The following is a 12,178-nucleotide window of genomic DNA, read 5'->3' on the forward strand; positions in this document are numbered from 1 at the left end:
AGCCCCCTCCACCGGAGGGGGTATGAGGGCGTGCGGTGTACGTGACCATCGTTCGACGGTTTGCTGCGCTCGCCCCTGGCTGGAGCGTGCAGCACAGGCCTTGATAACTGACCTTGGAGAAAGTGATGTCCCAGAAAGTAATTGTTGCCGGCGTCGGCATGATCCCGTTTGCCAAGCCCGGCCAGAGCGGTACCTATATCGAAATGGGTGCACAAGCCATTCGCCAGGCACTGCAGGATGCCGGCCTGGACTACCGCAAGGTGCAGCAGGCGTACGCCGGTTATGTGTATGGCGACTCCACCAGCGGCCAGTCGGCGCTTTATGAAGTGGGGCTGACCGGGATTCCGGTGATCAACGTCAACAACAACTGCGGCAGTGGTTCTTCCGCGCTCTACCTGGCACGCCAGGCGGTGGAAAGCGGCGCCGTGGATTGCGCCCTGGCTTTCGGCTTCGAGCAGATGCAACCCGGTGCCCTGAAAGCCCATTGGCTTGATCGCCCGATCACCTACGGCAAGGGCCATGAAGTGGCCGACGCGATCTTCCCTGAAGGCCGTGAAATGCCGGACGCCCTGAAATTCTTCGGCGGCGCGGGTAAAGAGCACATGGAGAAATACGGCACGAAGATGGAAACCTTCGCCGCCATTCGCGCCAAGGCCAGCCGCCATGGCGCCAACAACCCGTTGTCGGTGTTCAAGAAGGTGCTGACTACCGAAGAAGTCATGGCCGACCAGGTGATTTTCCCCGGCGTCATGACCCGCCTGATGGCGTGCCCGCCGACCTGCGGCGGTGCTGCAACCATCCTGGTTTCCGAACGCTTCGCCAAGCAACACGGCCTGCGTACCGATGTCTGCATCCTGGCCCAGTCCCTGGTGACCGACCAGCCGGAAGCCTTCGAGCCACGGTCGCTGATCAGCATCGTCGGCGTTGGCATGACCCGTCAGGCTTCGACAGAAGTGTACGAAAAAGCCGGCGTCGGTCCCGAAGACATCCGCATCTGCGAGCTGCACGACTGCTTCGCCCATAACGAACTGCTGACCTACGAAGGCCTGGGTTTCTGTCCGGAAGGCGGCGCCGAAAAATTCGTGATGGATGGCGACAACACTTACGGCGGTCAAGTGGTGATCAACCCGTCCGGCGGCCTGCTGTCCAAAGGTCACCCACTGGGCGCCACCGGTCTGGCCCAATGCTACGAGCTGACCCATCAGCTGCGCGGCACCGCCGACAAGCGCCAGGTGGAAAATATCCAGCATGCCTTGCAGCACAACCTGGGCCTGGGCGGCGCCGGGATCGTGACCCTCTTCGGTCGCAACTGATGACACGGCGCGCCCATGGCGGGCGCGCCCTTTCTTTGACTGACACGACTGACTGACAGGACTGCCTGACATGCCAGACAAGAGTCTGATCGGCCGCTCATTGGGCGTGACCACTTGCGAAGTTGAAAAGGGCCGCCTGCGCTTTTTCGCCAAGGCCATCGGCGAAACCGACCCGGTGTACACCGATGAAAATGCTGCCAGGCAAGCGGGGCACCGGTCATTGCCGGTACCGCCCAGTTTCCTGATGTGCCTGGAAGCCGAAGGGCGTGACAGCGACCATATCGTCCAGGACATTTTCGGCTTCGACCTGGGGCGCATCCTGCATGCCGAGCAGGGTTTCGACTATCACGGCCTGGCCTATGCCGGCGACGTGCTCACCTTCGATACCCGGGTGGTGGATGTCTACGAGAAGAAAGGCGGGGCTCTGACCTTCGTGGTGCAACAGACCCGCGTCACCAACCAGGAAGGTCAGCACATCGCTGATATCCGCTCATCACTCGTACAGCGCTGAGGAGCCCGTCATGAATCAATCCCCCATGAACCCCTCTCAGTTGCGAGACGTGCAGATCGGCTTCGAGCTGCCACCGCTGATTCTACCTGCCATCAATCGCACGACGCTGGCGTTATATGCGGGGGCCTCGGGTGATCACAACCAGGTGCACATCGACCTGGACTTCGCCCGTAAGTCCCGCCAGCCCGATGTCTTCGCTCACGGCATGCTCTCGGTGGCCTACCTCGGCCGCTTGCTCACCGCCTGGGTACCGCAGCAGCAGATCCGCAGCCTGGCGGTGCGATTCACCGGCATCACCCAACTCGGTCACATCCCCACCTGCCACGGCAAGGTCATTGACCTGATCGAGGTCGATGGCGAACGACGCGTGCGCCTGGCGATTCGCTGCGTCAATCAATACGGCGACGAGAAACTGGTCGGCGAAGCCACCGTGGCACTCACCTGAATCCAACAAGAACAAGGAATATCCCCATGAAAAAACTCGAAGGCAAAGTCGCTCTGGTCACCGGTTCCGGTCGTGGCATCGGGCGCAGTGTCGCCCTGAAACTGGCCGGTGACGGCGCGCGCGTCGTGGTCAATGACCTGGACGCTGGCCCTGCTGAAGAAGTGGTTGCTGAAATCCGTGCCCTTGGCGGTGAAGCCGTCGCTTGTGTCGGCAGCGTCACGGCGGCCGATTTCGCTGATCGCTTCGTCAAGACCGCGGTCGACAACTACGGCGCTATCGACATCATCGTCAACAACGCCGGCTACACCTGGGACAACGTGATCCAGAAGATGAGCGATGAGCAGTGGTACGCGATCATCGACTGCCACATCACCGCGCCGTTCCGCATCCTGCGCGCTGCCCAGCCGATCATCAGCGCCATGGCCAAGAAAGAGGCCGCCGAAGGTCGCGTGGTCAATCGCAAGGTGGTCAACATCGCGTCGACGTCCGCTGGCGGCAACCCGGGTCAGGTCAACTACTCCACGGCCAAGGCCGGCGTGCTGGGCATGACCAAGTGCCTGGCCAAGGAGTGGGGACGCATGAAGGTCAACGTCAACGCCGTTGCCTTCGGTCATATCGAGACCCGTCAGACGCAGCCGGTGGAAGGCGATCCGCGCTTCATCAACATCGAAGGTCGCGAGATCAAGGTGGGCATCAGTCCTGCCATTGTCGAGCAGTCCAAGAGCATGATTCCGCTGGGTCGTCCGGGCAATACCGAAGAGGCTGCCGGCGCCGTGTATCTGTTCTGCATCCCGGAGTCGGATTACGTCAGCGGCCAGGTGCTGGTCTGCGGCGGTGGTCTGGGCAACGTCTGAGAACCGGGCGGGGCGTTTCGGCGCTCCGCCATCCTGGAGTGCATGGCCATGACAGTGCCAATTTCCGGTAACCCCAAACGACGCCTGCTGCACACCCGCAAGGTGGTCTGCACCGGTTATGAGCGCGATGACGGCCTTTTCGATATCGAAGGATGCCTGCTCGATACCAAGGGCGTCGACACCGAGTTCGCTTACGCAACGATTCCCTCCGATGGTGTGCTGCATTACATGCGCATCACCATGACCATCGACCAGAACATGGAAATCCGCCAGCTCAAAGCCATTTCCGAGCAGGCGCCTACGCCCGTGTGCAGCCATGTCAACCGAGCCTACGCGGCGTTGGTGGGGCTGCGCATCGGCGCCGGCTTCAAGCAGCGGGTAGCCGAGCGCGTCGGCGGATTGAAGGGCTGTACCCATCTCACCGAAATGCTTGGCCCGATGGCAACCACTGCCATCCAGACCTTGGCCCCCGTGATGCAAAAACGCCTGCGCCAGCGCGCCGCTGTTGATCCGGATTTCAAGATGCCGGATCACTGGGTGATCGGCACCTGCCATGCCTACCACCCCGATGGCGATGCCGCACGCCGCGTCAATGAGTGGAGGCCTGGCGATGACGCTTCGGCCCACAACAAGAATGAGGCCTCCAATGAAGATGAACTTCGCACGTACGTTCGCCCAGCTCGCCATTCGTTACGGCGATCATGAGGCACTGGTCAACATCGAGCGCCAACGTCGCTATAGCTTCGCCGGGCTGCACCAGCTGACCAACCGGATCGTCAACATGATGCGCGAGCGGCTACAGCTGAGGCGCGGTGACGTCTACCTGTGCATCCTGGAAAACGACAACCTGTCGCTGCTGCACACCTGGACCGCGCTCAAGGGCGAGGCGGCCGTGGCTTACACCAACTTCCGTGACTCGCAGGTCGAGCACATGGCCCAGGTCGAGCTGCTGCGACCCAAGGTTGTGTTCCTGGAGAACCTGCTGCTTGATCGTTACTTCGACTGGCTGCACGCCGCCGGCATCACTGTGGTCTGCATGGACCCGCCGGCCGTCACTCGCGAAGGGCTGTACGGTTTCGATGAATTGCTGGAGGGCATCGGCGACCACGATCCCGGCGCGCAGAGTGATCCGCGCGAGGACATCCTGGTCTACCGCTTCACCGGCGGCACCACCGGCAAGAGCAAGTGCGCGCAGTACACCATGGACAACTGGCTGGCCTGCCGTGACGCCTTTTATGCCGAGAGCGAGCAGGCATTCGATGCAGGCACCCGCTTGTTGCACATGGCGCCGATCAGCCATGGTTCAGGATTGAGCCTGTTGGCAACGTTGTTCCGTGGCGGTTGCACACTCACCCAGAACGCGCCGGATCTCGCCCAATGGTGCCGCAACATCGAGGCCGAACGGGTCACGGTCGGTTCGCTGGTGCCGACCCTGTTGTATCGTCTGCTTGATCTTCCGGCAGCCAGCGATCATGACTTGTCCAGTCTGCAAACTGTCTACTACGGCGCGGCACCGATGAGCCCGAGCAGGCTCTCGCAGCTGCAACGACGCTTTGGCAACATCTTCCTGCAGATCTACGGTGCCACCGAGTGCCTGCAGCCGGTGGCCACGCTGGGCAAGGTCGACCACCTCCTGGCCAGCGAGGATGGCCGACTCGCTTCGGCGGGCCGGGTGGCGCCAGGTGTCGAGCTGATGATCGTCGACGAGCGCGGCGAAGAAGTCGCCGCCGGTGGCACTGGCGAGGTGTGGCTGCGCAGTCGGGCCACCATCGGCGGCTACCATGGCAATCCCGAAGCGACCGCGGCCGAGTTCGCCGATGGCTTCTGGAAGTCGGGTGACCTGGGTTACATCGACGAGCTGGGGTATTTGTTCATCGTCGATCGCAAGAAAGACATGATTATCACCGGTGGCTTCAATGTCTATGCGGTCGAGGTGGAGGCGGCGCTCAATGCCCATCCGGACGTGGCGCTGTCGGCTGTGGTCGGTATCCCCCACGCGCAATGGGGCGAGGCGGTGCATGCCGAGGTGGTGGCGAGGGTTGGCACGCAACCATCGCTGGAGGAGCTGATCGAGCACGTCAAGGAACGGCTGGGACGTTTCAAGGCGCCCAAGTCGCTGGTGCTGGTCAGCGAGCTGCCGATCAGCCCGGTCGGCAAGGTGCTGCGCCGGCAGGTGCGTGACAAGTACTGGAAGGGCCAGGGGCGGCTGATTTCCTGATGTACATATCCATTGCTGCGGTAACGGCTGCTGACGGTTTCGCTCTTACAGCGAGTTACTTGGAAAAGCCTGTAGGAGCGAGCATGCTCGCGATGGAGGTCAACGATGACGCGGGGAGCCTGACACCCCGCGGTGCTCTCAGGTTTTTCGCGAGCATGCTCCCTCCTACAGGGCCCGCCGCGATCGGCCATCCATGGTCGTGCGCGGCTAACCCGGCATCCATGCCGGGTTGCCCACTGCGCAGAACCTCCACTCGGCCTTCCGATGGGGCAAGAAGATCAAAAGCAGAACAAAAGCGAGGCGGCCTGGTAGCCGACCTGGTTACGATGCCTGTCTGCGATCTAAGTGGGAGCGGGCTTGCTCGCGAAGGCGGTATGGCATCCACCATTGATGTCGACTGACACGGCCCCTTCGCGAGCAAGCTTTGCTCCTACAGTAATTCTGAGCGAACGCCATTTTCGTATTCACCGAAAATTCCTGTGGGAGCCGGGCTTGCCCGCGATGGCGTTGGCACATCCGGCATCGGGCTGACTGACCTGACGCGATCGCAAGCAAGCCCGCTCCCACAGGGTCAAGGTTGTTCACTCGATTTGTGCTGCAACGCAGAATCACTGTAGGAGTGAGCCTGCTCGCGATTGCGGTGGCACATTCGACAGAAAGGTGAGTGACCTGACGCCTCGCGAGCAAGCTTTGTTCCCACATGCGTGGGAACGATCAAACCTTACAGCTGCTTCTAGAGCGCTTGCTTGTTATCGACCTTCTGCGCGGCAGGTTTTCGGGCTACGCGCCTGTCTTTCGCAGCCTTGGCTGGCTCGGCCTTGGTTGCCTGGATCGCCACTGCCTTCATTTCCTCGTAGGAATCCTTCAAGCACTGCGCGAGGAAGTCTGGGTCGGGAACGACGTTCGGTGAACTGGTCAGTGAGATGAACATTTTTCCGCAATAGCTGGTGGGGTTCCAGATCAACGACAGGCCGTCGACCAGCGGACCAACACCGCACCAGTACACCAGCTTGGCGCCGAGCATGTAGAGCGGCACATTAGGGCCAGGGACGTTGGTCACCATGCAATTGTGCAGCACCACCGGGCCCTTGCCGCCCATGCCCATCAGCGTCGCGAGGCGGCCGGCGAGCCCCAGGGTGGCGGGGGGCGCGAATTTCTGCAGATTGGTCAGGTCGTTCGCGCCGACCGCGTTCTGGATCGCCTTGGATTGCGAGGTAGCCGTCTGCAACGCCTCCAGGCGGGCGACCGGATCCTCAATGTCCGTGCGCAGGGGGAAGGTGAGCATCGACACGGTGTTGCCGGCGGCGACGGATTCATTGCCCTGGCGGGTGTTGACCGGTGCCAGGGTCACCAACGACTTCTCCGGCAGTTCATCTTTCGCAATCAGGTAGCGACGCATCGCCCCGCCGACCATGGCCAGTACCGCATCGTTGACCGTCGCCCCGGGCACCAGGTTCTTGATCTGTTTCACTACGCCCAGATCGAGGGTGACCGAATCCCAGACCCGACCGGATGTGACGTTGCTGTTGAAACGGGTGCGCGGTGCGCCACCTTCGGAACTCAGTACGGAACGAGCCACTTTGCGCAGGCTGGCCACAGTGAGTTTGGGCAGCACGCGGGCCAGCGGCATGGCCATGCGGGCGGAGGCCGTGATGTTGTCGGTCAGCATGCGGCTGACCGTGTCCAGCGGGCCCCATCGGCGCGGCAAACTCGCCGCCGCGGGCTTTTTATCAACCACTGCAAAGGGCTTGCCCTGCGCGCCGGCCAGATCGTGCAAAGCCCAGGTCAGCTCTGCTGCGGCGGCGCCATCCATCGCGGCATGGTGTGACTTGGTGAGGATGGCGAAGCTGCCCTTGGGGATGCCCTCGATATTGTCCAGGCCCTCGATCACGTACATCTCCCAGGGCGCCCGGGAAAGATCCACCGAGCGGGCATGGATGCGCGACACCATGATGCAGAACTGGCGCCAGTCGCCCGGTTTGGGCAGCGCGAAATGGCGAACGTGGAAGTCGATGTCGAACAGGTCGTCTTCCACCCAATAGGGATAGCCAAGACCGAAGGGAACCTGGACGATCTTGCGCTTGAACACTGGCGAGACGTCGAGGCGCTCGGAGATATGGTTAACGATCTCCCGAAAACCGAGGCGTTGCCCCTCTACTGTAGACTGATCATAGATGTAGATCATGGTGCAGTGCGACGCGGCATGCGGACGATCGACTTTCAGGAACAGGGCATCTTGCCCGCTCAGTTTGCTCATCGTTGAGGCTCTCGCTAGGTGGTGGATGTGAACTGGCTGAATCCCGAGAGCTGATCAATAAGCTCGTCCGGGCCCCGTCTATGCGACGAAGGTCGATGTGTGGCAGATTCGTCGATATACCGATGACCCGTCCCCCTGCAAATGGGGGGGCGTGCGCGGCCGGCGCGGTCTTTATTCTGGAAGCTATCGGAGGGTCCTGTGCGCGCCGCCGGAGTGCGCACAGGATTCTTGGCCACAGAGGGTTTTTCGTGTTGAGTGAAGAGCAGTGCGCGAGTGACGCAGGACGCAGTCCCTGGTGGGAGCGTTTGTCCGAAGACTTCTGGCGCCAGGCCGATGGCACCGAACTGGATGCCCGACACCGCCTGAAGATCCATGGCACCGCCGCGATCGAGCGGGTAATGCGTACCTCCCTGTCGGCTACGGTAGCGGCGAGCGCTCTGGCGACGCTATCCAAGCCTGGCCGTCTGCAGCGCGAGTTCGAGGCACTGCGCTTCTACGAACCGCTGGCGCGCGCCGCAGACGCATCGCGAGTATTCTTGCCACCGCCGAACGACATCGTGATTTCGGAGCGCGAGTTGCCCGGTAAGGATATCCGCCGTCTGCAGTTGCGTTTCGCAAGCCCGTTCAAACCGCTCAATCCGTTCGCCCGTGCGCAGTTCGAGGCCATGCAGCGCAACGCGTACGCCCATGCCCAGTACTGGTGCCATGGCGACCGGCCGCGACCGACGCTGATCGTCATCCATGGTTTCGCCGCCGACCCGCACTGGCTCAATGCCCACGCCCTGTCGCTGGCCGGTTTCTATCGGCGCGGCTACGACATCCTGCTATTCACCTATCCGCACCACGGCCTGCGCGCCGAACCTGGCAACTGGTTCAGCGGTCAGGGACTGTTCGGCAGTGGGCTAGTGGCCTTTAACGAGGCGCCGCTTCATGCGATCCACGACCTGCGGGTGTTCATCAATTATCTACAGGGGCGCGGTGCCCGGCAGATCGGTGTGACGGGCATTTCCCTCGGCGGATACACCGCGGCGCTGCTGGCGGCCGTTGACGAGCGCCTGGCCTGGTGCGTGCCGATCGTGCCCGCGGTCAGCCCGGTCGATGTGTTCCTTGAGTGGCAGCCCACGGGGTTGCTGCTTTCCCGGCTGATGCGCAGCCAGGGCATTGGCGTGGCCGAAATGCGCGGATTGTTAGCCGTGCACAACCCGCTGACCTACGCCCCGTGCCTGGACGGCGAGCGCATGCTGATCATCGGCGGCGCGGGAGACCGGGTCACCATGCCACGACACCTGCGGCTGCTGCACCAGCACTGGCCGGGCAGTGAGCTGCACTGGTTTCCGGGGAACCACATCCTGCACCTGGGCCGGGGTGATTATCTGGCACGCATGGGCCAATTGATGGATCGATATTCTGGCTCCTTGTAGGAGCGAGCATGCTCGCGATGGACGTTAACAAAAACGCGGGATTCCTGAATGAACGCGGCGTCTTCAAATTCATCGCGAGCAGGCTCGCTCCTACAGGGTATCGGGTTATGCCCCCGAATCTCGCCGATCCATAAGGCAGTGAGCCGGAATCCCTACCACCAAAACCACCGCCCCAAGCACCATCACCACTGCCATCACATCGAACGCCAGGTAAAGACTGCCGGTGGCGGACTTGATCGCCCCGACAGCGGCCTGGCTCAGCACGCCGGCAAAGTTGCCCAGGCTGCTGATGATCGCAATGCCACCTGCCGCACCCGCCTTATTCAGCAGGGCTGGCGGGATCGTCCAGAACAGCGGGATGGCCGACAGCGCAGCCGCGGAGCCCAGGCTCATGAGAAAGATCGACAGCACCACATTGCCGTGCACCAGGCCGAGCAGGGCAAAGCTGCTCGCACCCACCAGCATGGTCAGCCCCAAATGCCAGCGGCGTTCCATATGCCGGTCGGAACTGCGCCCCAGCAGGTACATGGCACACAGGGCGACGATAAAGGGCAGGGCGGCCAGCATGCCGATCAGTTTCAGGTCCTCCAGGCCGAAGCCACGGATCAGCGTCGGAATCCAGTAGGTCACGGTGTTTGAACCGCTGTAGATGCAGAAGTACACAAGTCCCGCGATGTACATTCGAGGGTCGCGCAACACGCCGCCGAAGTGACTGCTTACGATGCCCGGCTCACTGGAAATTTCCTGGGTGATTTGGCGCTTTTCTTCATCGGTCAGCCAGCTGGACTGCTCGGGACGGTCAGTCAGCCAAAACCAGCCGAAGATGCCCAGAAGAATGGTGGGTGCGCCGGTCAGAATGAACAGCACTTGCCAGTCCTTGAAGCCCAGCCAGCCATCCAGGTGGGCCATGATCACGCCAGACAGCGGTCCGCAGATGATCCCGGCGACCATTCCCGACATCAACAACCCCGCAGTGACCCGCCCGCGCAGGGACGCCGGCAACCAGTAAGTCATGTACAGGATTATCCCGGGGAAGAACCCGGCCTCCGCCACGCCCAGCAGGAATCGTGCGGCGATCAGTTGATTGGCCGTGGTGACGAAGGCCGTCGCCACGGTGACCATGCCCCACAGCAGCATGATGCGGGTCAGTGTGCGGCGAGCGCCGACTCGTTGCATGTACAGGTTGCTGGGGATCTCGAAGAGGATATAGCCGAGGTAGAAGATCCCTGCGCCGATACCGTAGGCGGCGTCGCTCAGCAAAACGTCCTCGGCCATGCGCAGCTTGGCGAAAGACAGGTTTATCCGGTCGATGGCATTGACGATGAAGGCCAGCATCAGAAAGGGCATCAACCGCCACAGCACCTTGGCGTAGACGCGTCTCGTGACAGGGTGCGCAATGGCGGTGTCCGGATATTGTGAAAGGGTGTCATTCATGTGTCGCTCCGACGCGGGTGGTCCGCTTGTTGTTATTGGGAGAGTGACTGTTTTTCTTCACACTACGAGCTCGATCAAGAACGGCCCCGGTCGGCGGTTGGCCATGGCGAACAGTTCGTTGAAACGCTCCATGTTGTCGGCCCTTGCTGCTTCTACACCCATGCCCGTAGCGATCTGCACCCAGTCGAGATCCGGATTGCCGAGATCGAGCATGCTCATGGCGGTGGCACCGGCCGTGGCGCCGACGCTGGCCAGCTCGAGCTGGAGAATGGCGTACTTGCGATTGGCGAGGATGACCACGGTGACGTCGAGTCGCTCGCGGGCCATGGTCCACAGTGCCTGCGGCGTATACATGCCGGAACCGTCGGCCTGCAGGGCAATCACCCGTCGCTCGGGAGCGGCGACCGCGGCACCGAGGGCCATCGGAAGGCCGTGACCGATGGCGCCGCCGGTGTTCTGCAGCCAGTCATGCGGTGCGGCATGCCGGGTACCGGGGTAGAACGCATGACCGAAGGTGGCGGCCTCGTCGACCACGATGGCATGTTCCGGCAGCAGGACACTCAGCGACCGGGCGACGGCTGCCGAACCCAGCGGGCCGCTTCCGAGCAGGACTTCAGGCGCTGCCTCGGGAAGTGCAAGCGGCGCCGCTTGCAGTTCTTCGGCCAGGCGCCGCAGGACGTCAGCCAGGTCTTCCTCCGGACGCGCCAGCACGTGGACCGTGGCATCGTCTGGATAGGGCCGCGATGGCTTGCCCGGATAGGCGAAAAAGTTCGCGGGCGCCGGGGCTCCGACCAGGATGATGTTGGCAATGCCGGCAAGCCGGGCGCGGGCGGCGTCACCGAAGTAGGGTATACGCTCGATCTCGAAGCGACCGCGCCCACGGGGTATGCGCGCGTTTTGCACGGAACACAGCAACTGCGCGCCCGTCGCCGCTGCGATCCGGTGGGCATCAGCCAGTGCATCCTCTGCCAGGGCGCGACCGGCCAGCAGCAACAGGCAAGGCCGGCCGCCACGCAAGGTGCGGGCGACATTCAGCAGCACATCAGGGGATACGCGTGGCGCGGGTATCGCCGGCAATGCCGCGACGACCTGGCCTCCTGCGTCCCAGCTCACATCAGAGGGCAGGATCAGGCTGGCGACGCCGCCCGGTGCGGTACAGGCTGCCTGGATTGCCGCCGCTGCGGCGGCACCGACTGCGCCCGCCTCGGTGGCGGTTCGCGTCCAGACCGACACGGGACGTGCCCAACCTTCGACGTCGGCGGTCAGTGGCGTGTCGTACTGGCGGTGGTGGGTGGCGTGGTCGCCGATGATGTTGATGACCGGCGAGTTCGCTCGTCGCGCGTTGTGTAGATTGGCCAGGCCGTTCGCCAGGCCGGGGCCGCAGTGCAGCAGCGTGGCCGCAGGCTTGCCGGCGATGCGCGCATAGCCATCCGCCGCTCCGGTTACGACGCCTTCGAACAGGCCCAGCACGCAGCGCATGCCGGGAACGCGGTCGAGCGCGGCAACAAAGTGCATTTCGCTGGTCCCGGGATTGGCGAAGCAAGTATCCACTCCACATTCCAGTAGCGTGCGTACCAGGCTTTCAGCACCATTGATTGGCGCGGAACCGATGCTCATCGTGTTTTTCCTCTTGGACTTGTTGTTGTAGGCGAGGTTGTTCGCACGGCGAGTATAGGGATCGGACGGGCGCGCTCCTTCCGGAATCGAGCAGCGGATTTTTGGAGT

10 protein-coding genes are annotated in these 12,178 nt (G+C 62.6%); 7 read left to right on the top strand and 3 right to left on the bottom strand.

The window, feature by feature from the left end:
- The first annotated feature begins 125 nt into the window (after window positions 1-125).
- The 6 genes from ACA058_RS15015 (at window position 126) to ACA058_RS15040 (ending at window position 5,341) form a co-directional block, all read left to right on the top strand.
- Complete coding sequence (locus tag ACA058_RS15015) at window positions 126-1,313, top strand: lipid-transfer protein (RefSeq protein ID WP_497639767.1); 1,188 nt, start codon at window positions 126-128, stop codon at window positions 1,311-1,313.
- A gap of 70 nt (window positions 1,314-1,383) precedes the next feature.
- The gene (locus ACA058_RS15020; RefSeq protein ID WP_497639768.1) at window positions 1,384-1,824 is read left to right on the top strand and encodes a MaoC family dehydratase N-terminal domain-containing protein; all 441 of its coding nucleotides are present in this window, start codon (window positions 1,384-1,386) and stop codon (window positions 1,822-1,824) included.
- Between the two features lie 25 nt (window positions 1,825-1,849).
- Entirely contained in the window at window positions 1,850-2,269 is a 420-nt protein-coding gene (locus ACA058_RS15025; RefSeq protein WP_497639935.1) for a MaoC/PaaZ C-terminal domain-containing protein, read from the top strand.
- Window positions 2,270-2,295: 26 nt separating this feature from the next.
- The gene (locus tag ACA058_RS15030) at window positions 2,296-3,123 is read left to right on the top strand and encodes an SDR family NAD(P)-dependent oxidoreductase (RefSeq protein ID WP_497639769.1); all 828 of its coding nucleotides are present in this window, start codon (window positions 2,296-2,298) and stop codon (window positions 3,121-3,123) included.
- Window positions 3,124-3,171: 48 nt separating this feature from the next.
- Window positions 3,172-3,828: a DUF2889 domain-containing protein gene (locus ACA058_RS15035; RefSeq protein WP_497639770.1), complete on the top strand. Its 657-nt coding sequence runs from the start codon at window positions 3,172-3,174 to the stop codon at window positions 3,826-3,828.
- Window positions 3,770-5,341 carry a class I adenylate-forming enzyme family protein gene (locus ACA058_RS15040; RefSeq protein WP_497639771.1) on the top strand — a complete coding sequence of 524 codons (1,572 nt, stop codon included), beginning with the start codon at window positions 3,770-3,772 and terminating at the stop codon, window positions 5,339-5,341. The genes ACA058_RS15035 and ACA058_RS15040 overlap by 59 nt, the downstream gene beginning before the upstream one ends.
- 733 nt (window positions 5,342-6,074) lie before the next feature.
- Here ACA058_RS15040 and ACA058_RS15045 read toward each other — a convergent pair.
- On the bottom strand, window positions 6,075-7,598 hold the full coding sequence (locus ACA058_RS15045; RefSeq protein WP_497639772.1) for a wax ester/triacylglycerol synthase family O-acyltransferase: 1,524 nt from the start codon (window positions 7,596-7,598) through the stop codon (window positions 6,075-6,077).
- Window positions 7,599-7,903: 305 nt separating this feature from the next.
- Here ACA058_RS15045 and ACA058_RS15050 point away from each other — a divergent pair, with 305 nt between their 5' ends.
- Entirely contained in the window at window positions 7,904-9,019 is a 1,116-nt protein-coding gene (locus ACA058_RS15050; RefSeq protein ID WP_497639773.1) for an alpha/beta hydrolase family protein, read from the top strand.
- Window positions 9,020-9,124: 105 nt separating this feature from the next.
- Here ACA058_RS15050 and ACA058_RS15055 read toward each other — a convergent pair whose 3' ends face one another.
- Entirely contained in the window at window positions 9,125-10,453 is a 1,329-nt protein-coding gene (locus ACA058_RS15055) for an MFS transporter (protein ID WP_497639774.1), read from the bottom strand.
- Between the two features lie 57 nt (window positions 10,454-10,510).
- Window positions 10,511-12,070 carry an acetolactate synthase large subunit gene (locus ACA058_RS15060; RefSeq protein ID WP_497639775.1) on the bottom strand — a complete coding sequence of 520 codons (1,560 nt, stop codon included), beginning with the start codon at window positions 12,068-12,070 and terminating at the stop codon, window positions 10,511-10,513.
- Window positions 12,071-12,178 lie beyond the last annotated feature (108 nt).

The organism is Pseudomonas sp. LBUM1649 (genome assembly GCF_059716155.1).